Origin of the sequence: Segatella sinensis (assembly GCF_040095255.1) — a bacterium.
Taxonomy (GTDB): Bacteria; Bacteroidota; Bacteroidia; order Bacteroidales; family Bacteroidaceae; genus Prevotella; species Prevotella sinensis.
Window position 1 is genome coordinate 1 of sequence record NZ_JBBNGE010000052.1, and the last position, 22,926, is coordinate 22,926.

General features: G+C 46.0%; 15 protein-coding genes and 2 pseudogenes. 14 read left to right on the forward strand and 3 right to left on the reverse strand.

Features of this window, described 5'->3' with window-relative positions; genetic code table 11:
• Nucleotides 1-501 precede the first annotated feature (501 nt).
• From AAAT87_RS12410 to priA, 9 genes and pseudogenes are all read left to right on the forward strand, one after another.
• A complete protein-coding gene (locus AAAT87_RS12410; protein ID WP_349226584.1) occupies nucleotides 502-1,131 on the forward strand; it encodes a DUF6088 family protein in 630 nt (209 codons plus the stop codon).
• Nucleotides 1,100-2,116 (forward strand): annotated as a pseudogene (locus AAAT87_RS12415) (nucleotidyl transferase AbiEii/AbiGii toxin family protein). Before AAAT87_RS12410 ends, AAAT87_RS12415 begins: the two are co-directional and overlap by 32 nt.
• 244 nt (nucleotides 2,117-2,360) lie before the next feature.
• Nucleotides 2,361-3,296 carry a PorP/SprF family type IX secretion system membrane protein gene (locus AAAT87_RS12420; RefSeq protein WP_349226585.1) on the forward strand — a complete coding sequence of 312 codons (936 nt, stop codon included), beginning with the start codon at nucleotides 2,361-2,363 and terminating at the stop codon, nucleotides 3,294-3,296.
• Nucleotides 3,297-3,323: 27 nt separating this feature from the next.
• The gene (gene porK, locus AAAT87_RS12425; protein ID WP_270531191.1) at nucleotides 3,324-4,784 is read left to right on the forward strand and encodes a T9SS ring complex lipoprotein PorK/GldK; all 1,461 of its coding nucleotides are present in this window, start codon (nucleotides 3,324-3,326) and stop codon (nucleotides 4,782-4,784) included.
• Nucleotides 4,785-4,789: 5 nt separating this feature from the next.
• Nucleotides 4,790-5,515 (forward strand): type IX secretion system motor protein PorL/GldL, encoded by a 726-nt coding sequence (gene porL / locus AAAT87_RS12430; protein ID WP_233905429.1) that lies wholly within the window; start codon nucleotides 4,790-4,792, stop codon nucleotides 5,513-5,515.
• Between the two features lie 186 nt (nucleotides 5,516-5,701).
• A pseudogene (porM, locus tag AAAT87_RS12435) lies at nucleotides 5,702-6,598 on the forward strand (type IX secretion system motor protein PorM/GldM); the annotation flags it as partial.
• A 33-nt stretch (nucleotides 6,599-6,631) separates the two neighbouring features.
• Nucleotides 6,632-7,696, forward strand: coding sequence for a type IX secretion system ring subunit PorN/GldN (porN, locus tag AAAT87_RS12440; RefSeq protein ID WP_349226587.1), 1,065 nt, complete (start codon nucleotides 6,632-6,634; stop codon nucleotides 7,694-7,696).
• 71 nt (nucleotides 7,697-7,767) lie between these two features.
• Entirely contained in the window at nucleotides 7,768-8,385 is a 618-nt protein-coding gene (locus AAAT87_RS12445) for a porin family protein (RefSeq protein WP_349226588.1), read from the forward strand.
• A 172-nt stretch (nucleotides 8,386-8,557) separates the two neighbouring features.
• Nucleotides 8,558-10,831, forward strand: coding sequence for a replication restart helicase PriA (gene priA, locus AAAT87_RS12450; RefSeq protein WP_295023651.1), 2,274 nt, complete (start codon nucleotides 8,558-8,560; stop codon nucleotides 10,829-10,831).
• Between the two features lie 185 nt (nucleotides 10,832-11,016).
• Here the strand turns inward: priA and AAAT87_RS12455 are convergent, their stop codons facing one another.
• Together AAAT87_RS12455 and AAAT87_RS12460 are read right to left on the reverse strand one after the other, a co-directional pair.
• Nucleotides 11,017-12,645 (reverse strand): OmpP1/FadL family transporter, encoded by a 1,629-nt coding sequence (locus AAAT87_RS12455; RefSeq protein WP_295023652.1) that lies wholly within the window; start codon nucleotides 12,643-12,645, stop codon nucleotides 11,017-11,019.
• 215 nt (nucleotides 12,646-12,860) lie between these two features.
• Nucleotides 12,861-14,957: an HD family phosphohydrolase gene (locus tag AAAT87_RS12460; protein WP_296971754.1), complete on the reverse strand. Its 2,097-nt coding sequence runs from the start codon at nucleotides 14,955-14,957 to the stop codon at nucleotides 12,861-12,863.
• A gap of 191 nt (nucleotides 14,958-15,148) precedes the next feature.
• Here AAAT87_RS12460 and gltX point away from each other — a divergent pair, with 191 nt between their 5' ends.
• Together gltX and AAAT87_RS12470 are read left to right on the forward strand one after the other, a co-directional pair.
• Entirely contained in the window at nucleotides 15,149-16,666 is a 1,518-nt protein-coding gene (gene gltX, locus AAAT87_RS12465; protein WP_117662561.1) for a glutamate--tRNA ligase, read from the forward strand.
• 101 nt (nucleotides 16,667-16,767) lie between these two features.
• Nucleotides 16,768-18,039 (forward strand): 3-deoxy-D-manno-octulosonic acid transferase, encoded by a 1,272-nt coding sequence (locus tag AAAT87_RS12470; protein ID WP_349226591.1) that lies wholly within the window; start codon nucleotides 16,768-16,770, stop codon nucleotides 18,037-18,039.
• Between the two features lie 103 nt (nucleotides 18,040-18,142).
• Here the strand turns inward: AAAT87_RS12470 and AAAT87_RS12475 are convergent, their stop codons facing one another.
• Complete coding sequence (locus AAAT87_RS12475; RefSeq protein ID WP_349226589.1) at nucleotides 18,143-18,418, reverse strand: hypothetical protein; 276 nt, start codon at nucleotides 18,416-18,418, stop codon at nucleotides 18,143-18,145.
• A gap of 719 nt (nucleotides 18,419-19,137) precedes the next feature.
• Between AAAT87_RS12475 and AAAT87_RS12480 the strand changes: the two genes are divergently transcribed.
• The 3 genes from AAAT87_RS12480 to AAAT87_RS12490 all read left to right on the forward strand — a co-directional run bounded on the left by AAAT87_RS12480 (nucleotide 19,138) and on the right by AAAT87_RS12490 (nucleotide 22,772).
• Complete coding sequence (locus tag AAAT87_RS12480) at nucleotides 19,138-19,848, forward strand: AraC family transcriptional regulator (RefSeq protein ID WP_349226590.1); 711 nt, start codon at nucleotides 19,138-19,140, stop codon at nucleotides 19,846-19,848.
• A 191-nt stretch (nucleotides 19,849-20,039) separates the two neighbouring features.
• On the forward strand, nucleotides 20,040-21,266 hold the full coding sequence (locus AAAT87_RS12485) for a carcinine hydrolase/isopenicillin-N N-acyltransferase family protein (protein ID WP_295023654.1): 1,227 nt from the start codon (nucleotides 20,040-20,042) through the stop codon (nucleotides 21,264-21,266).
• A gap of 12 nt (nucleotides 21,267-21,278) precedes the next feature.
• A complete protein-coding gene (locus tag AAAT87_RS12490) occupies nucleotides 21,279-22,772 on the forward strand; it encodes a hypothetical protein (RefSeq protein WP_296971749.1) in 1,494 nt (497 codons plus the stop codon).
• Nucleotides 22,773-22,926 lie beyond the last annotated feature (154 nt).

A 22,926-nucleotide genomic window follows, 5' to 3' on the forward strand; every position in this document is an offset into this window, starting at 1 on the left:
AATATGTACAATAAAATGAATTTTGTCGCTTTGCAAGCAAAATCCCACTAAACCCTATAGGTTGCGGATTTGAGGTAAAGAAGGTTACACAAAAGAACAAATAGCGAAACTTATGTTTATAAATGGTCGTCATCGTAAGACTTCTGACTATTCTCTATATTGGCGAGCCGGAAACTCCATTGTCGTGCAGGTCTTGTCCGCAGTCTTTACTGCAATAATCAAGCAGTATCCAGATTCATTCGGAGAATTTGCCTGTATGTCTCCTAAAGAGTGAAAAACTGCCACGAAAAAAGAGTATCAACGTCGATATTATGCCAGTCATAAGGAAGAACTACAACGCAAGAGCTGTGAGTACCACAGACAGCTAAGAGTGAATAAGAATAAGTGATTGTGGAAAATGTTTGCAAAGTTTTCTACATAAAAAAAGTTAATTTAATCAGTGGTATGTTACGCATATCGCTGATTTTTTGTATTTTTGCACCATTAAAGAAAGAAAACGATATGGCAGAAATAGCAAACCGTATATACGAGACAAGTGAAGGGCAGATTCTCTTCATCTCAGACTTCTCGGACATCAGTGATAATGAGAAGGTGGTAAGTCGTGCACTTTCTGTAGAAGAAAAAAAGGGAAATATAGTTCGATTAGCTAATGGGGTTTATCTTCGCCCTAAGAATACCCGATTTGGGATAGTCTATCCATCAATAGATGAAATGGTGATGGCTATAGCCCAGCGAGATAAGGTACAAATACAACCTTCAGGAGTTACAGCGCTCAACAAACTTGGACTCTCAACACAGGTGCCTACAAAATATACTTATCTGACATCGGGAAGTGGAAGAGTCTTGACTCTTGGAAATCGGACTATAGAGTTGAAGAGAAGTGTTCCTAAGAACTTTGCTTTTCAGACAGTGTTGGCAGCGCTTCTTGTACAAGCTCTTAGAACATTAGGACAAAAGAATGTAGGTAATCAAGAACTCTCTACCATAAGAAAATTGGTCAATGAAGAGGAACATAAAGACTTGTTTGTACAAGACCTTACTCTCATGCCAGTATGGATGAGAAAGCTGATAACTGATATAAAAGATAAAAACGAGCATTATGACACTTTGGTTAAATCACACAATAGATGAACGAATAGCAATGTTGCAACGTGCGGAAGAGAAGTTTCGTATTAATCAGGTTGCAATTGAAAAGGACTGGTGAGTAACTGTGGTGCTCAACGCTCTTTTCAAATGTTCATGTGCAGATCAACTCATCTTTAAGGGAGATACAAGTCTCAGTAAAGGATGGAATTTGATAGAAAGATTCAGTGAGGATATAGACTTATCTGTAAGCCATGAATTCTTCGGTATAGAGAAGACGACAAAGAATCAGCGTGAAAAACTTCGCAAGAAGGCACGTAGGTATTTTCTTGATACAGTTTCAGCAGAGTTGGATGAAAATCTAAAGAAACTTGGTGTGGAAGGATACCATATAGAAAATGTAGTAGAGGAAATTGATGAGGATGGTAAGGCAAGTCCCGTTGCAAGTGATAAGGATCCGTCTGTCATTCTCGTTCATTATGAGTCTATGCTTGGTCATACGATAGAGTATATTCCGCCAAGAGTTAAGATAGAGATTAGTTGCTTGTCTATGAATGAACCTACGGAAGACCGTTTGATTTCATCATATATTGAGCAGACTTTCCCTGGAGAAGATGCGGCGGCTACAGCTACGGTCAGAACAGTTGTGCCTACTCGAACATTCCTAGAGAAGGCATTCCTGCTATGCGAGGAGTTTCAGAAACAGACTCCTCGTCATGTCCGAATGTCTAGACATCTTTATGATCTCGAACGCTTGATGGATACAGGATTTGGCAAACAAGCCCTGCAGGATATTGATTTGTATGAGCGTATAGTTAAGCATCGTTCCATATACTATGCTGTTGGGTATGTAGATTATTCTAAGTTGATGCCTAGTGAGATTGATTTCGTTCCTAGGCAAGAGTTGATGAAGGATTGGGAAGGTGATTATGCAGAGATGTGTAACCACTTTATCTATGGTCAGACTTTATCTTTCGAAAAACTTTTAGAGCGAATCAAGGAGTTGCAAGATAGGTTTAGAAAAGCCTTTTAGCGACTTTTACTCCTTAATAAAATGTTCAATATAAAAGTTGAAAGACTATAAGTGCTTGGTATTCAGCCCTAATATTCCTCTGGAATGACGACGAATATTAAAAGTCGATGATAGGGCTGTTCTCTACACGGAGAACAGCCTTTTTCATCTTCTTTCTGTTACATTTTCATCTCATATCTGCCCGGATGTTTCCTCAATCATCACCTTATATATAATATTCAGCGATAATTTACGTTATTACATTGTGTTAAGACGAATCATCATATTATGTTTTTTGCTGGCAGGCGTGCTCTGTACGAGAGCACAGTATGATCCATCCTTCAGTCATTATTTCGACATGGAGTCATCCTTCAATCCTGCAGCAGTGGGTAAGCAGGCTAAACTGAATGTTACGGCTGCTTACGCTCTTGATATGGCTGGATTCGAACACAATCCCCGTACGATGTATCTGGCGGCAGATATGCCTTTCCAGCTTTTCAATCATCAGCAGGGTGTGGGCGTTTCGCTGATGAATGACCAGATTGGTCTCTTTACCCACCAGCGTCTTAGCCTGCAGTATGCCTATAAAAAGAAGATATGGGGAGGAATGATGAGTATCGGATTGCAGGGCGGTATGCTGAGTGAGAGTTTTGATGGCAGCAAGGTGGATGCTGGAGAATCGGGCGACCCTGCTTTTGCTACGACAAATGTAGAGGGAAGCGGAATGGATTTTGCCTTGGGTCTCTATTTCATTCATCGTAATTGGTATGTGGGGCTTTCAGGGCAGCATCTTACTTCTCCGACGATCAATCTGGGTGATTCAAATGAATTTGAGATTGATGCAACGTATTATTTGACTGGTGGATACAATATTCAACTGAGAAATCCGTTTTTATCTATAAGGTCATCTGCTCTAGTCAGGTATGATGGCACGGCATGGCGAGGCGATGTTACCGGGCGGCTGGTATATCAGCACGAGGGAAAGCATTTGTATGGTGGACTCACCTACAGTCCTGATCATTCAGTGACCTTTCTATTGGGAGGTACTTTTCATGGGGTGATACTTGGGTACAGTTATGAGTGCTATACTTCGAAGTTGAATGCTGGCAATGGTAGCCATGAACTCTTCATCGGATACCAGACTGAGATCAGTCTTGCCAAAAAAGGAAAGAACAAACATCAAAGTGTTAGAATACTATAGTATATCATCAAGAATATGAATATTGAAATGAAGAAAATATTAGGGCTCTTCTGCTCACTTGTAGCACTGCTCTCCCTGAGTGGCTGTTTCAGCGCAAAATCTACTTCCATGGCAGGTAGAGGAGGAGAAGTTGTGGGCGTAAGCGGAAGAGGGTTCGTGGAGCCTACACCTTACGGAATGGTAAAGGTGAATCGTGGTTTCCTGAAGATGGGTCTTGAGACTCAGGATTCGCTATGGGGTGCCAAGACTCCCCGTAAGGATGTTTCCGTAGATGGTTTCTGGATGGATGATACTGAGATTACGAACTCTGAGTACAAGCAGTTTGTTGCTTATGTACGCGATTCCATCCTTCGTACCCGTCTTGCCGATCCTGCCTATGCCGGTGATGAGACCTATATGATTACCGAAGACAAGAATGGCGACCCGGTTCCTCCGCAGGTTAACTGGAAGAAGCCTTTGCCAAGAAAGCCGAATGAGGATGAACTGCGTGCGATAGAAAGTCTCTACAATGTGAATCCGGTGACCGGTGAGAAGCTGATTGATTGGCGCCAGCTCAACTATAAGTATGAAATCTATGATTACACAGCAGCTGCCCTTCGCCGTAACCGAATCAATCCGCAGGAGCGCAGTCTGAATACAGATATCCAGATAAATCCTGATGAGGTGGTGATGATTTCGAAGGATACCGCTTATTATGATGATGAGGGTAGAGTGGTGAGAGAGACCATCAACCGCCCGTTGAGCGGTCCGTGGGATTTCCTCAATACTTATATCGTGAATATCTATCCGGATACAACTTGCTGGGTGAATGATTTCCGCAACTCAGATAATGAAGCTTATCTGAGAAGCTATTTCAGTAATCCAGCCTACAACGACTATCCTGTTGTGGGTGTTACCTGGGAGCAGGCGAATGCCTTCTGTGCCTGGCGTACCGACTACCTTCTGAAAGGTTTGGGACCGGAGGCAAGATTTGTGCAGCGTTACCGTCTGCCAACTGAGGCAGAATGGGAGTTTGCTGCCAGAGGAAAGAATCAGAGTGAGTTCCCTTGGGACAATGCTGACGTAAAGAATGGAGATGGATGTTTCTATGCCAACTTCAAGCCAGATAGGGGTAACTATACCAAGGATGGTAACCTGATAACGAGTAAGGTGGGTATTTATTCACCCAACTCGAACGGGCTCTATGATATGGCTGGTAATGTGGCTGAATGGACCAGTACCGTTTATACCGAGGCAGGAGTGGATGCGATGAATGATCTGAATCCTGACCTGAAATACAATGCAGCCAAGGAAGATCCTTACCGGTTGAAGAAAAAGAGTGTAAGAGGTGGTTCCTGGAAAGACCCGGAATCTTTTATCCGCTCGGCATGGCGCTCTTGGGAATACCAGAACCAGCCACGCTCATATATCGGATTCCGCTGCGTAAGAAGTCTGGCTACCACATCGAGTGCCAAGCAGAAACCATCAAGAAATAAGAATAGGAGATAATCAAAATGGGTGACTATAGTAAATATAATATTGTATATCGTCTGCAGAAGTGGATGGATAGTGTTCCGGGACAGACTTTCCTGAACTATGCATATAGTTGGGGTGCGAGTATCGTTATTGCAGGTACTCTCTTCACGTTGACGCATCTTCCCGGAGCCAAACTGATGATCTTCCTGGGAATGGGCACTGAGATTATCGTGTTCTTCCTGTCTGCTTTCGACCGTCCTTTCGATAAAACTGCTGATGGCAGAGAGCTTCCTACTCATGTAACGGAGGAATATCTGGAGACGGGTAAGGTAGAATACCAGGACAAGAATGTGGCTGCTTCTACCATAGGAGCATCTTCTTCTCCAATTGCTGGTGTTGCCAACCAGGCTTCCCCAATAGTTCAGCCGGATGCCTTGGCAGAAATGCAGGTAGCTTCTGAGGAAATGCAGAAAGTGCAGAGCAGCTATGTGGATGAACTGAAGAATCTGGTAGATACCCTTGGCAAGGTTAATGAGCAGAGCTCCCGTCTGACTCGTGACAGTGAGGAGATGGAAAACCTGAACCGCACGCTTACCGGTATTACCAAGGTTTATGAGATGCAGTTGAAAAGTGCCAGTCAGCAGATTGGTACCATCGACCAGATCAATGAACAGACCCGGAAGATGGCTCAGCAGATAGAGCAACTGAACAGCATTTATGCACGTATGATTGCAGCGATGACCGCAAACTTAAAAGAAAAATAAATGGCAATAAAGAAAAGACCGATTTCACCACGCCAGAAGATGATCAATCTGATGTATGTCGTCTTGATGGCTATGTTGGCACTGAATACTCCTACTGAAGAGGAGTTCGGTGTCAAGGGAAAGTCGTTGGTGGAGAAGGTGAAGAGAAGCTTGCAGGATGAACCGCGGAAGGGCGATGAGAAGAAGGATGTGAAACTCGTGGAACTGAATGTGAGTGAGATGAATGCCTTCGTGATTCCTGAAAAGACGACCCTTTATGCGGGTGAGCGATTCAACTCACAGGTGGTGATGGCGGTTATAGACAGTACCCAGCGCCCTGAAATCTATGTCAATGGCAGTCGGCTTCAGGCTGCTGATGGTAGATATAGCTTTACGGCTAGTGGGGTCGGAGAACATCAGTTTAATGGCTATATTCTGATGAAAGGCAAGGATGGTGAGGAAATCCGTCGTAACTTCAGTCAGAAATATACCGTATTGCCTGTTCCGAATTCTGCTACCGTGGCAGCTGACCTGATGAATGTGCTTTATGCAGGTTATGCCAATCCTATCAGTATCAGTGTGCCAGGTGTTCCGGCTAATGCCATCTCTGCCTCTATGAGTGGTGGCTCGTTCGTATCAAAAGGTAATGGTCATTTCGTGGCGACTCCATCTGCCGTTGGCAGGGATGTTACCATTCATGTAACGGCAAGAGATAAAGGACAGGTTCGCTCGCTGCCGCCTTTTGTTTTCCATGTCAGAAAATTGCCAGATCCTACCGCTTATATCGCAATGGGAACAGACAGATTCAGAGGTGGCGGTTTGGCAAAGGCCAATCTGATGGGTGCCACGGGCATTCATGCAGCCATCGACGATGGACTTCTGGATATTCCTTTCAAGGTAGTAGGTTTCGAAACCGTCTTCTTCGACAATATGGGTAATGCCATTCCGCTGGCTTCTGCTGGAGCCAGTTTCTCGGCCAGACAGCGTGAGAAGTTTAGAAAGCTGTATCGCAACCGTCGTTTCTACATCTCTCATATCAGAGCTGTAGGTCCCGACGGCATCATGCGAACCCTGCCTTCAGCAATGGAAGTTATCGTAAAGTAATAACGGAGTTTTCAAATTTAAAAATCAAAGTCAATGAAAAAGATATTGTTCTTGTTCCTGCTCTTGGGAATGGTGCAGGGCATCTGGGCACAACCTGAGGCCCGCAGGCAGGCGGCCGCACAGAAGAAAGCTGCGCAGCAGAATGGCGATACTCCAACCCTGCGTGCGCAGATCTCCTTTCCTACTGCTCTCCCGATGGATGAGGACGTGGTTTGGAGAAGAGATATCTACCGTGAACTGGATCTCAACAATGAAGCCAATGCTGCGCTCTATTATCCTGTAGAGCCGAAGGGAAATCAGATGAATCTCTTTACCACCATCTTCAGATTGATGATGACGGGAAAGATTACCGTATTCCAATATCGCATGGATGGTAATGAAAGTTTTGCCGCTGCCGACCGGGTGGATCCGAAGTCTTTCCTGGATAACTATCATATCTACTACGAGAAGCAGGCAAATGGTAGAATCAAGTTAGACAACAGCGATATCCCTTCGCGTGAGGTGCAATCGTATTATATCAAGGAGAGCAGTTTTTTCGACCAGCGTTCTGCTACCTTCCATACCAAGGTGTTGGCGCTTTGCCCTATCATGACCCGTGAGGATGATTTTGGAGATGGTGGAACCAAGTATCCCCTCTTTTGGGTGAAATATGATGATCTGGCTCCTTATCTTACCCGCCAGCAGGTGATGACTAGCAATCTGAACAATGCCGTGGTGATGAGCATTGATGATTACTTTGCCAGAAATCAATATAAGGGTAAGATTTACAAGACCAATAATCTGTTGGGACAAACCCTTTCTCAATACTGTACCACGGATTCTGCCATGGCAAAGGAGCAGAAACGCATCGAGGCTGAACTGGTTGCCTTTGAGAAGAATATCTGGGGTAATCAGGCTCGAAAGGATTCACTGGACAGCATTGCCCATGCAGCAAAGGATGTAAAGGGAAGTGTAAGGAAGATTCGCCGAAGCACAGGATTGCGTGGCGCATCTGCCAACGCCGGCAAGGTTTCCCGTGTCAAGTCAAAGCAGGCTAAAAACAGAACCTCTTTTGCCAGCGGTTCGGCTAGAGTCACGGTGAGAAGAGAGCGCCATTAAGTAAAAGAGATGTTGTATTCAACATATAGTGTGAACATATTGAATTAGTAACAATTAAAAAAGGTAAGAAAATGAAGAAGATTTTATCACTTGTATTCATGGTAGCAGCAATGATGTATGCTACTAGCGCAAACGCACAGATTAAGTTCGGTTTGAAGGGCGGTTTGAACGTGACAAGCATGTCTTTCAGCGAGGATGTATTTGATGCTTCCAACAAGACTGGTTTCTTTGTTGGTCCTATGGTGAAGGTTACTGTACCTATCGTAGGCTTGAGCTTCGATGCTGCAGCTTTATACGACCAGAAAGAGGCTGATGTTAAGTATAATATTGATGATGAATTTGGAAAGACTAATGTGAAGCAGCAGTCTATCAACATTCCTGTCAACGTTCGTTATGGTTTTGGCTTGAGCAGTCTGGCTAACGTTTTCCTTTTTGCTGGTCCACAGTGGGGATTCAATGTGGGTGACAAGAACTTTGATTTGGAAAAGGTGGGCAACTACTCTTTGAAGAAGTCAAACTTCAGCGTAAACGTAGGTGCTGGTGTAACCTTGCTGAACCATCTTCAGGTATCAGCCAACTACAATATCGCTTGCGGCAAGTCTGCTGATGCTAGCTTCTCTAAGGTTCTTGAATCAGTGGACAAGAGCCGTAACAACTCTTGGCAGATTGCACTCGGCTACTGGTTCTAAGCTACTGTAACTTGTATCTCTTCGAGTAGATACATTAAAATATATAAAAGCAGGTACCTGATGATGGGTATCTGCTTTTTTTTTGCTATCTTTGCAGAACGAATGTTTGGAAAGAATAGTTGGGTAGCTGTTTCATACGATAAACATTCTGAAGAATTAGAAGATAGAAACAATGAGATATGTAGATGTGATATTGCCTCTTCCGCTCGACGGCACCTTTACTTATTCTGTCCCCGAAGGGATGGAAGAGAAAGTCGTGGCTGGTATGCGCGTGCTTGTTCCCTTAGGAAAAAGCAAGAAATATATTGCCATGGTAGCGGATGTACATTCCGAAAAGCCGGATTTCAACTGTAAGCCGATAGAGGGTGTTCTTGATTCCTATCCCTCTCTTCTTCCCCAGCAATATCGCCTTTGGCAATGGATCAGCGATTACTATATGTCACCTCTTGGCGATGTATATAATGCAGCCATGCCTGCCGGAATGAAATCTACAGAGAAATTCAAGCCCAAGATGGAACTCTATGTGGAGTTGGCTAGCAGTTATCGCAATGAACAGGCTCTGCACGTGGCGCTCAATATGGTGCAGCGTGCCCTGAAGCAATCGAAGACTTTGACCACCTTCCTGGCTCTTTCTCATTGGGACAGTCTGGAGGGAGATACGCCTAGAGAAGGTATCAAGAAGGTGACGAAGGAAGAGCTGATGAACGAGGCACGATGCACGGCAGCTGTGGTCAAGGCGCTCATCGACAGAGGCATCCTCTTTACCTACGAGTTGGAAGTGGGTAGATTGAATACGGCTGGAGAATCGCATCTAGACCAGATCAAGCCCTTGTCTATGCCGCAGCAGGATGCTTACAATCAGATACTGATGCAGATGCTGAAGAAAAACGTAGTGCTCCTGCATGGCGTAACTTCCAGCGGAAAGACGGAAATCTATATCCATCTCGTCAGAAAAGCCATTGAGGAACACAGGCAGGTGCTTTATCTGCTGCCCGAAATCGCCCTGACGGTTCAGATAATGGAGCGACTACACAAAGTCTTTGGCGACCGGCTCGGTATCTATCATTCTAAATATAGTGATGCAGAGCGCGTCGAAATCTGGCAGAAACAACTCTCCGGACATCCCTATGATGTGATCCTGGGAGCAAGAAGTGCAGTCTTTCTGCCTTTCCAGAAACTGGGACTTGTCATCATCGACGAAGAGCACGAGACCTCTTTCAAGCAGCAGGATCCGGCTCCACGCTATCATGCCCGCAGTGCAGCCATCGTGCTTGCCAACATGTATCCGGAGGCAAAGGTGCTTCTGGGAACGGCTACGCCTTCGATGGAAAGCTATTACAATGCCCGGCAGGGTAAGTATGGATTGGTAGAACTGAAGACCCGATACAAGGATATTCAGTTGCCTGAGATACAGGTGGTGGATGTGAAAGACCTCCGCCATCGCAAGATGATGACGGGTGTTTATTCGCCTGTGCTTCTGGCGGCGGTAAAAGAAGCCCTGAAGAATGGAGAGCAGGCTATCCTCTTCCAGAACCGAAGGGGATTTGCACCGATGATAGAATGTAAGGTGTGTGGATGGGTGCCGAAATGCAAGAACTGTGATGTTTCGCTTACCCTGCATAAGAGTATCAATCTCCTTACCTGCCATTATTGCGGTTATACTTATCCGGTTCCTACAGAATGTCCTAACTGTGGCAGTACTGAGTTGATGGGCAGGGGTATCGGAACAGAGCGCATCGAAGACCAGATTTCCGAGATCTTTCCTGAAGCCCGCATCGCCCGAATGGACTTAGATACAACCCGTACCCGAAATGCCTATGAGCGACTGATCTCCGATTTCTCTTCGGGAAAGACAAATCTTCTGATTGGTACGCAGATGATATCAAAGGGCTTGGATTTCGATAAAGTGAGTGTAGTAGGTATCTTGAATGCTGATTCAATGCTCAACTATCCTGATTTCCGTGCTTACGAGCATGCTTTCATGATGATGGCGCAGGTGAGTGGAAGAGCCGGAAGAAAGGGCAAACGGGGACTCGTGATTCTGCAGACAAAGAATCCGACACTGCCTATCATCAGTCAGGTAGTACACAATGACTATGATTCTCTTTTCAAGGGAATCCTGGAGGAGAGAAGAATGTTTCATTATCCGCCTTTCTTCCATCTTATCAATGTGTTCCTGAAGCACAAGCACGAAAAGATCTGCCAACAGGCTAGTCTGGAATTGGGCAAGACGCTGAGAGGATGGTTTGGTGAACGCGTACTCGGACCGGATAAGCCGGCTGTAGCACGTGTAAAGACAATGAATATCCGCAAGATTGTCATCAAGCTGGAGAATGGTATCGACCAGAAGAAGGTGCGCGAATATCTGAAGTATGCACAGCAGATAATGGCAAAAGATCCGAGGTATGGAGCTTTGCAGATATATTATGATGTGGACCCGATGTAGGTAAAGTAGTCATGTCGGAATCCTCTGTGTGAGATAAAAAAGAAAGGCTATCCCAATCTTAACGAGAGGGATAGCCTTTTTGAATGTTTGTAGTTATGTGTCTTGTCGTCTTATCTGATAGTTTGATAAACATAAGTCTAATTCGGCTTTTTCAACCATCTAATTCGGCTTTTTCAACACTGTGATTAGAAGTTGATGTCAAGACCTACTGCGAACACATTGTTGTTACGTGTGTAATCAGAGCTGTAGGTCTTTCCTATTTGTTCTACATTCTCTGAAGTCTTCTTGTGCTGATAGAAGGTGTGGAAGTAAGCCACGTTCAGATCCATCTTCTTATTGATGTGATAAACACCACCGAAAGCTACAGAGTTTGAACTGACAATGAATGATTTGTCGTCCATGTATCTTTTTGAAGCTGGTGTGTCAAGGTTCTCATCAGGCAAACCATAGTTGGTATTCTGCCAGCCAGTACTCAAGGTAATCTTCTTGTTTACATCTACCTCGACACCTGCGTTGTACTCCAATGTACCACGGTTCAACTTCTCCTGTCGGTTGTTGTAAGATGTAGCGTGCTTGTCATCGAACCAGTGGAAACCTACGTTTACTCTAACTGCATCGACAGGGCTATAGCCAACACCGAGTGCCAGATATGCAGGAATATCACCTGCAATCTTCTTGCCATCTTCGTATTCGCCGATAGCCTCTTCGAGCTTGGTGTCGAACTCGGTCTTCAAGCCAGCCATTGTCTTTACTACATCACCGTTAGTTAAAACTGCTTTAGTAGTATTTGTTGCAGTGGCTAGAGCATTTTCTGGAGTCATACCCTTTTTAGTGAATACCTCTGTCAAAGTTCCAACCATCTGTCTAGACAAGTTGTCTGGGAGAGCACTGATACTAGGAGCCTGATTTACAGACTTGTTCTTCAAACGTATGCGAGTCTTGAACTCATATTTTGCAGAGAAGTTCCACTTGCCTGTCTTGAAGTCTACACCGATGATAGGAGTAAAGCCGATGCCGCTCTGGTCACAGCTCAATTCAATGTTGGCTGCATTTTCCTTGTTAGGGTCGAGTACCTTGTAAAGAGGCATGTTGCCTACCTTGATGTTTTCAACATATCCATAGTAGTTTGTTGAAGCATAGACGCCACGTACGCCTGCAAATGCGCTGAAGTTGTCGCTGAATTTATATGCAGCACCTACAGAGAGACCATAATAGTACTGACGGCCATGCATATAGCTGTTGTAACTATATTCGCCTTTCTGACCGAAAGCTTGGTCGGTTGTAAACATTTGCATTCCTGGCTGGCCAAGTGTATTACCCAATACGTTGTCAACAGTTCTTGCCAAACCGCAAGCTGCCAAAGCTGTCTCGGCTACAATCTTCTCGAAGGAACCCAGTCCATCGTCGAAAGTACACTTACCACCGCCACCGGTGAGGGCGAAACTAGCCTGGAGTGACCATCTGCCTTTATTGTAAGCATACTGGAATGAAGGGATGACAGGCGCAAAAGCCTCACCCTTGAAAGTACGAGGAGTAATCGGATTGTTCACATTGTTAGTGAACAGAGCATAATCATTTTCAATGCTACGTGTCTGGTAAGCCAACTGCCAGTTGATGGCAAGATGGTGACCTTCACCCATGAATACAACACCGGCTGGATTGTAGTAAACGCCGTCGATACCAATTGAAGCCTCACGGCTCATCATTCTATTGAATGCAACATGCTGATTGGTGTTAGTGAGCAAACCACCTGCCAAAGAAGGTGTTGCACAGGCCATCGCAATGGCCAAACTAACTAATTTTAGTTTCTTCATCTTAATAATATTAAATAAAAACGTCCGCAAAGGTAACTATAATGTTCTATTTCTCCATAATTATAATTTTATATTTAAAGTATATTAACGCAAATAGCCCGAGAATCTGCACAAAACTTAAAGACTGTGCAAATTCTCGGGCTATTTGATAGCTTTATTTGTATGTTTCGATACCTTGAAAAATCAGCTGTTTTCAAGACTTTTGAACGTCGGTTTCAGCTTGAGGAGCTTCTTCCTCTTTTTTTTATGCTTTGATTCTCCTTCACATTCATGTGAGGATAGGAGATGCGGGTATGATAAATCGCCTTCAGACGATCGATAAGCACCAGCTTGGCAAGTGCAATGTCACGGAAGGTAATCGGGCATTCCTTGAAGAATCCATCTGCCACCTGTCCATCGATGAGCTTGTTTACCAGATTACTGATGCTTTCTTCCGTATATTCATTCAGTGAGCGGGAAGCTGCTTCTACTGTATCCGCCATCATCAGGATTGCCTGCTCTCGGGTAAACGGATTCGGTCCCGGATATTGGAACAGTGACTTATCTACTACTTCCGTAGGATGGGCATTGCAATAGTTTACATAGAAGAATTTGGCAATACCTGTACCGTGGTGAGTAGTGATGAAGTCCTTGATAATACCCGGCAAACCTACCTTTTCTGCCATCTTCAGTCCTTCTGTTACGTGACTGATGATGATCTGGGCACTTTCCAGATCACTCAGCTGGTCGTGTGGATTCACTCCTGCCTGGTTCTCCGTAAAGAATACGGGGTTTGTCATCTTGCCGATATCGTGATAGAGTGCTCCGGTACGTACCAGCAGACTGTTTGCCTCGATACGGTTGGCTATCTCCGCTGCCAGATTACCTACGGTGATGGAGTGCTGGAATGTACCAGGAGCAATCTCGCTCAGGTTGCGCAGCAGCCCCTTGTTGGTGTTGGACAACTCGAAGAGTGTGACATTAGAGGTGAAACCAAACGTCTTCTCGATGATGTACATCAGTGGATAGGCGAGCAGCAGGAAAATTCCATTGATGGTGGAATAGGTGTACATGCTGCGGTCGATATTGAACACCTGATTGTCTTGCATCAACTGGAGGGCCACATATACCACGGTAGTACTGATGGCAACCAGGAGAGCAGTGAAGAATATCTGCGAGCGCTTGGATAATTCGCGCAGGCTGTAAATCGCAACCAAGCCGGAAACCAGTTGCACGATGATGAATTCATATTGGTATTTCACAGCTGCCGCACAGATGAGAATCATCGTGGCATGCGTGATGAAAGCCGTTCGTGAATCCATAAAGACGCGCACAAAGATAGGTGCCATGGCAAATGGGATGATATATACGCTGAAGAAATTGTGCTTCATGATGAGTGACACAAAGATTGGGAACAGCGTAATCATCGCATAGAGCATGGTGATGCTGCGTGGCTTGTCGAAGTAGTCTTTGCGGAAGAGCGTGAGATAGAAGGTAAACATCATCACGAGAATCAGTACGAAGAGTGCCTGCCCGATGATGGTAGTGGTAAGCTCGTCCTCAGTAGAACTTCGGCGCTTCGTCTCCTTGTCGAAAGAGGTAAGCACTCGGTAAGTATAATCATTGATTACTTCGCCTCGGTCGATGATTTTCTGTCCGCTCATCACCATACCGCTGGCCAGCGGTATGCTGCTCAGCAAGTCTGTTCGTTCTGCCTCCGAGCGTTCCTTATCATATATAAGGTTGGGTTCCACATAGTCGTTGAGATTGCAGCGGGAGAGAATCTGCCGCTGTGCCGATATCTTCTCATCAAAGAAGATGTGCTCATAGGCGGCAATGGTAGAGTAGAAGTTACCGATAGGAAAGCTCTTGGCGTTCTTGCCGCTGATGATGCGTATCATACTGGTAGAATCCTTGTAGATACGGTTATATTCAGGCGTACTGACAATGCCCGTCTGATAAACCTGCTTCAGCTGGTTGGCTATGAGTTCCACGTATTCCTTCGGAAGTCCTGGAATGCCCTGGCTGAAGTCGTGGAGAAAACGCTTGATCTGTTCATTGCCGACATTGGAATTCACTGTGTAGTACGGCTGGAACTGCCGCAGCAGCGAATCCTGCTCGTGCTTGATGGCTTCATCGGTCTTGTAGATCGGGAAGTCGAAGGTGGCAATCACTGAACCGTACATCCAAGGTTTTCCCACATCGTAACGGAACTGTCTGCCCTCATTGCGTGGCAAAAACCAGACAATGATGGCAACTGTAAAGATAACGAGAATGGTCTTGGTGATCAGGTTGCGCCAATAATTCTCCTCGAGATTGTTGAATATACTCATGTTTGTTACGCTTTATGGTTTGTGACGTTTTTGGGCTAAAAAACTGCTCATTTTCCCAAATATTGAGCAAAAAAGCATCTTTTCTCCCATTAATTCCTTTTTACAGTGCGAAAATACGAAAAAAAACTATTATAATCGCAAAAAAAACTGTAAATTTGCAGAAAAATTCAAAAATAGCTATAAAATAAGACATGGCAGATAGAAAAGTAAGAGTGCGTTTTGCCCCAAGTCCAACGGGAGCACTGCACATTGGTGGTGTCCGTACCGCCCTTTATAATTATTTGTTTGCTCGCCAGCATGGTGGTGAGCTTGTGTTCCGTATCGAGGATACAGACTCTCATCGTTTCGTACCAGGAGCCGAGGAATATATCCTGGAATCTTTCAAGTGGCTCGGTATCCAGTTTGATGAGGGTGTGAGTTTCGGTGGCGAGCATGGTCCTTATCGCCAGAGCGAGCGTCGTGATATCTATAAGAAATATGTACAGCAGCTTTTGGACAATGGTAAGGCATATATCGCTTTTGATACTCCAGAGGAGCTGGAAGCTAAGCGTGCTGAGATTCAGAATTTCCAGTACGATGCCCATACCCGTATGCAGATGCGCAACTCTCTTACCCTTTCCAAGGAGGAGGTAGATCAGCTCATCGCCGACGGCAAGCAATATACCGTTCGTTTCAAGATTGAACCAGGACAGGAGATTCATGTCAACGATATGATTCGTGGCGACGTGAAGGTGATGAGCGATATCCTGGACGACAAGGTGCTCTATAAGAGTGCTGATGAATTGCCAACTTATCACTTGGCAAACATCGTGGACGACCACTTGATGGAAATCTCTCACGTGATTCGTGGTGAGGAATGGTTGCCTAGTGCACCATTGCACGTTCTCCTTTATCAGGCTTTCGGTTGGGAGGATACTATGCCTCGCTTCGCACACCTTCCTTTGCTTCTCAAGCCAGAGGGCAAGGGTAAGTTGAGCAAGCGCGATGGTGACCGCCTCGGTTTCCCTGTATTCCCATTGGAGTGGCATGACCCTAAGACCGGTGAGGTTTCTTCTGGTTATCGTGAGAGTGGCTACTTCCCAGAGGCTGTAGTCAACTTCCTGGCGCTCCTCGGCTGGAACCCTGGTACGGAGCAGGAAATCTTCTCTCTCGATGAGTTGGTGAAGGCTTTCGATATCTCCCGCTGTTCCAAGGCTGGTGCCAAGTTCGACTTCAAGAAGGGCATCTGGTTCAACCATGAGTACATCCTCATGAAGAGTGATGATGAGATTGCCAACCTCTTTGCACCTATCGTGGCTAACAATGGTGTAGAGGAGACTTTGGATAGAGTAAAGCAGGTGGTACACATGATGAAGGACCGTGTGAACTTCGTCTATGAGTTGTGGCCATTGTGCTCATTCTTCTTTATTCCTCCTACAGAGTATGATGCCAAGACTGCCAAGAAGCGCTGGAAGGAGTACTCTGCTCAGCAGATGACTGAACTCGCTGAGGTTCTCGAGGGCATCGAGGACTTCTCTATCGAGGGTCAGGAGCCTGTCGTATTGAAGTGGGTAGAGGACAAGGGCTATAAGCTCGGTGATGTAATGAATGCCTTCCGCCTGACTCTCGTAGGAGAGGGCAAGGGTCCAGGTATGTTCGACATCTCTGCCTTCCTCGGTAAGGAGGAGACTTTGCGTCGCCTTCGCAAGGCTATCGAAGTTTTGGGTTAATTCACAATAAACATCTCTCTGAGGAACTTTTGCCGTCGGGCTGAATGTTCCTCAGAGAGTTCACGTATTTATAGATACTAACCAATAAAAGTAATATCATGATCTATAATATCGTAATATATTTCGTCCTATTGGGCATAGCTATCGCCAGTCTGTTTAATGAAAAGGTACGCAAGATGTGGCGTGGTGAGCGTGAGGCTTTCAAGATATTGAAGCAGAAGGTGGATCCTAATGCTAAGTACATCTGGTTTCATGCAGCATCGCTCGGCGAGTTTGAGCAGGGACGTCCATTGATGGAGCAAATCCGCAAGGATTATCCTCAGTATAAGATTTTGCTCACCTTTTATTCTCCTTCGGGTTATGAGGTGCGCAAGAACTATGAGGGTGCCGACATCATCTGCTATATGCCTGTGGATACCCGTCTGAATGCAATCCGTTTCCTTCGCCTGGTGCGTCCTGTGATGGCTTTCTTCATCAAGTATGAGTTCTGGTCTAATTTCCTTCATATCCTGAAGTATCGCAACATTCCTACCTATAGTGTGAGCAGTATCTTCCGCGAGGATCAGGTGTTCTTCAAGTGGTATGGCAGGAGTTATGCAAATGTACTGAAGTGTTTTACCCGTTTCTTCGTGCAGAATGAGGAAAGCAAACGATTGCTCGAAAGCATCGGCATCAAGGATGTGGATGTGGTAGGAGATACCCGTTTCGACCGTGTACTCCAGATTAAGCAGGCGGCTAAACATCTGCCTATCTGCGAGGCTTTCAGAAGTGGGGTGGCTGGTTCTGATTCTGCTGCGTCTTCTGAGAAAGCATCTCATCCAGACTACAAGGTCTTCGTGGCTGGTAGTTCATGGCCTCCAGATGAGGAAATCTTTATCCGTTTCTTCAATGAGCATAAGGATTGGCGACTGCTGATTGCTCCTCATGTGATTGCTGAGGAACATCTGAAGCTGATTCTTTCTCTCTTGAAGGATAAGAAGGTGGTACGCTATATGCAGACTACCCCTGAGGAGGCAGCCAAGGCTGATGTGCTGATTATCGATTGCTTCGGATTGCTGAGCAGCATGTATAATTATGGTGATGTGGCTTATATCGGCGGTGGTTTCGGTGTGGGTATTCATAATACTCTGGAAGCTGCTGTATGGAATATGCCGGTTATCTTTGGTCCAAACAACAAGAAGTTCCAGGAGGCTCAGGGCTTGCTGAAGTCGGGTGGCGGTTTTGAAATCAATACCTATGAGGACTTCGAGGGCTTGATGAGTTCCATGATGAACGATGCGGCTTTCCTGAAGCAGGCTGGTGATAAGGCTGGAGCCTTCGTAGCGAGTCTTTCGGGTGCCACCGGTAAGGTTTTGGCAAAGGTTAAATTATAATGTATAAAAAGGATTACATTACTAAGGTTTCCCATCCCAGTTTATAGGGCATTTTTGAGTCCTTAATGTTCCATCAATCCCTATAAACAGGGCATTTTAACGGTTACCTAAAAAGTTTTTTATGCCACTTCTTTTCCATTTTCACCAATCCTACAAGATGCAAGGCTCCTTTGCCAAGCTTTCTAACTTCGGCGATGAGATATTCACAAGTAAACCAGCTGTCACAAAGAACATACTTGGCTCGCAGGCACTTATGACTCCAAGCTCTCTTTATCATGTTAACGGCAACCTTCAGTTTCGATTCCGTAGACTCGTTAAAGCGGATGGCGTTTGGGTTCTCGGCATTACGCTGTTTGGCAAAACGGGTAAAAAGTGCCATTAAATTGGTTCGCTATGAACTTTTAATACTTAATATGTTTGATAACTCAGAAAAATTGCTTAATTTTGCATCCACAACCGTTACTCTTTAAATCGTTGTTTTTGTTCTTTAGCGATTACAAAGATACAACTTTTTATCGAGAAACTGTTATTTTCACCCCATTATTTTTGGGAGGGAAACTTTTGTTAATAACAAATTACACGCTTAGTTGCGGAATTAAGGCATAAATCATAAATTTGCACTTGCTAATTGACTCCGCCATACAGATATTGACAAACAACATTTATCGCAACATCATGATTTCTCCAAATTACACATTATACGACAATTCCCTCGGCATAGCTCTTGTGCTGATGCTGTTCTTTGCTTTCTATTTTCTTTTGGCAAAGACACCCGACAAGCGCATCTTCAGCAATTATCTCATGTCGCGTCGCCTCATGGCCGGAGCGCTGCTGGCACTGTCAGCCAATTATTCGGTGCATTTATTTGTGGCTCCCCGGTTTCTTTGGAAAGAGGCAGCCATCATGATGAATCTCTCCACCTATTACCTTACTTACTGGCTCTTCAACTGCGCCTTCATGGTACTGCTCAAGCCCCATTACTTTACAGTGAGGCGGCTCCTTATGCATATCGCTGGATGGCTGGCCTACGTTCTTCTCTCCATTGTGCTGTTGTTGGGCGTGTCAAAGGGAACAATGCAACATGCCGCAATTGTACTCATGGCACTTTGGCTTATTGCCTACGGCATCTGTCTTTCACGCAACATCATCCTCACATACCGCCGTGCCGTGCGACTGTTCGACGACATGCACTCAGAGGACATCGGCGCCTACATCCAGTGGATGTCCATCTTCACATGGTGGGCGCTGATATATGGCGTTGGCTGCGGACTGCTCACTTTCCTCCCCGACCGCTTCGTTTTCCTTTGGATTTTGTCGAGCATTCCTTTCTACATTTATCTTTACTGCTCCTATCTGAACTATCTGCTTTTTTACGAACAGGTGGAAAGTATTTTAGAGAAAGAGATGATGGAGGAAACAAGCCAAACGCTTAACTGCAATGAACATGACGATGCGCTCCTTCCAACTTATCACGCCACCATCAAGGAGCGGTTGGACAAGTGGATTACTGCCGACGGCTATACCCGTCAAGGGCTGACCATTGAGGAACTGGCAGCCACACTCGTAACCAACCGCACCTACCTCTCATCATACATCAAGATGGTTTATCACGTGTCATTCCGCGAATGGATTGCCGAACTCCGCATTGCCTACGCCAAACAACAGTTGGTGCAGCATCCGGAACTGACGGTCGCCGCTATATCCGAGGCATCGGGGTTTCTTTCGCTGAGCTATTTCACGAAGATATTCACGACGAAAGAAGGCTGTCCGCCGTCCAAATGGCGAAAGAGGGCTATCGCAAATGGCTGAGGCCAAAGTTGCGCTATCCACAATTTTTGCTCTATCAGCAAACTTAGCTATTGCGCTAACAGCAAGTTTTTGTTCTACGCACAAAAAACTCTGTTCCACAGAGGATTGGACTTTCGTATGTCTTAAACATTTCGTATCTTTGCCGACACCAACCGGTGCGAATATTAACAAATATCACAAATATGACAAATATGACAAAGAAACAAATGCTAAAGAAAAGATGCTCCAACACTATTCTCACACGCAACTTGTTGTCAGTAGCGTGCGTGATTGTTGCAATCCTTACAGCTTCGTGCGGCAATGATGACAACGATGCTCCGACCGTCATCACACACAATCCAGCAGCCTACATCAAAGACGACGGCAAACTGGCAATGCTGCATGCCATGAGGGATGTTGACGGGACCGGCCGACTGTACGAAATCGACTATACGGCCGATTACAGACTGGATGACGTACTGAAGGCCGGTTACACACAAACCGACCAGCTCTTCAGCTACATCGCCTACCTGCTCTATGACAGTATTCCTAAAAGTCAGGCAAAGGTCTCTCTTGGCACAGGCTGTAGCGCCTTCGCTGCACCTGAGCGTCAAAGCGGCAACTTCATGATGGGACGCAACTACGACTACCGTCATTCCACTGCCGACGGAAAGAGCTACAAGTCAATAGCGGCCATCTTAGTGCATACGGCACCGGCTGGCGGGAAACGGTCCATTTCGATGGTCGATGGCATGAACTTAGGCTATGGCAAGGGGTTCTATACCGATGGAACAACTGATCTCTCACTCTTGATGGGACTGCCTTATGCCGCCCTCGACGGCATCAATGAGGACGGCTTTGCCATCGGTGTGCTGTCACTTAACGAGAACCAGACCAACCAGCAGACAGGCAAGCCGCGCATTGGTACGACGACAGCTATAAGAATGTTGCTCGACAAGGCCTCAACCGTGAATGAGGCCATACAGCTCCTGGGCAGTTACGATATGGACATGCGCGGCAGCGGACGCGGCAACTACCACTACTTCATGGCCGATGCCACTGGCGACTATGCCATTGTGGAATATACCCGTTCCAAAGGCGAGACCACACCGAGAGTAATGGAGGTGCTGAAAGGGAACGACACCCTGCGCTGTGTCACCAATTTCTATGTCTCGCCGACGATGGTTGGCACTACCGACGGCTGGGGATCAAAACACGGCAAGGTGCGTTATGATACACTGAGAAACACCCTGCGTGCCAACAACTATGTACTGAAAGCGGCCGATGCCATGCCGCTACTTCAGGCGGTCTCACAGCCTCCGACCGAGGAACTCACGTCGCAGACCCAATGGTCAGCCCTCTACGACCTTTCTGAAAAGACGCTCCGTCTGTCCATTCTTCGCGAATATGGCAAGACGTTTAACTTCAAGATAAAATAATTTAACACTGACATGATGAACAAGACCTTATTCAAACTTATTCCGGCACTAAGGCAAGCCAATTGCTTTCATTGGCTAGCTATCATGCTGATAATCCCTGCCTTCTTTGTAACAGGTTGCTCAGACGACGCAGCATCCCCGGGAGGCAGCGGGGCTGAGACGGCTGACTCATCCGCTATCTCACTGACCTACCACCACTTCACGGCATCCGATGATGTCATTATCCTAAATGCCGACACCACACGGATTGCTGTCAGCAAGGCATTGGCCGACAAGATGGGCATCACCCGCTTCTCTGGCAGACCAATGGCGGTATGGCAAAAAGTGAACAGCCTTCCTTACATCCGGCGCGTCACATCTGAAATGCTGGATAACGGCCGCTATGTGCTCACTGTTGACAAGAGCGCTTCGTTGGCAGACGTACTGCCGGAGGATGCGGAGATAAATTTCGATACAAAAATCCATGTCAACCATCAAGCCGCAAAAGCCTGGACGCGCGCCGGTGGCACCAATGCCGTTGAAGACATGTCCGCCCGATATATGGAGGGAGACACCATCCATCCGGCAGTTATCCTCTATACCGACAATGGTGGCGCTGGAGAGGACGTGCAGGTGACGGAAGACATGGCACTTGCACGCAGCCAGTTCACCTGGGCCTCCGGGACGGACGGCTATGCTTATGCAACGGCAGAGGATCTGGACAAGTCTGACATCGACTGGGCTATTGTCAATAAGGATGTCACGCTGAAAGCAAACATCAAGTTGGATTCAAAAGCGGATGCGAGCATCGGACTGAAAGTTCCCGTTAAGGCAAAGGTCAACGCCAAGCTGCAATTAAAGACCGGCTTCTCGTTTAAGAAAGGCATAACGTTAAAGAAATTTGATGCCGGTGTCTATGGCGGACTCGCTTTCAAGCCCGAAATGAACTTGAATGTTGGCAAGAGCCTTACATTGCCAAAAGACAAGTTCACCAAGCGGCTGATAAGTTTTCCCGGCTATACCGCGGTCTTCATGGCTGGCATTGTCCCCGTGAGCATCACTTTCAGTCCTGGTGTCATTTTCAAGGTTGACGGTACGCTGACAGGCAGCCTCAGTACCGGCCTGTCGTATAGGTTTGAGAATAAACTCAAGGCCGGTGTCCTCTATGAGGGCTCATGGAAGGCCTATGGTGAATACAGGCAGATAGAGAACAAGTTTTCCATGGATGTCATCAAGGGCAACGTGAACTTGAGAACAGGCATAGGCTTCTATGTCTCTTGCGATGCGATGATCTACGGTTTCGCCGGTCCGGAAATCGCTGTCGGCCCGCGGTTAGGACTTGATGCCGATGCTTCCATCACGGTGCCGGCAAAAGGTGATCCGACATTCGCATTCAATGCAAGCCTGAAATGCGGGGTGCAGTCACTGATAGGCGCAAAACTGAAGATTTGGAAGTGGACGCTGGCTGACTGGAATACTACTTTCGCCATATCGCCCCAATGGACAATTTGGCAATATAAGACATGATTTTCGGCTTTATCAGCATTCCCTATTCCACATGATTCATCCCATGAGTCTTAATTTTGCATCCATAACAGTTACTCTTTAACCCACATTGCAGTCACCCGTCATGTAACTCCCTGATTTCCAATATCCAGATTTTTTGAGGTATGATTTGGGT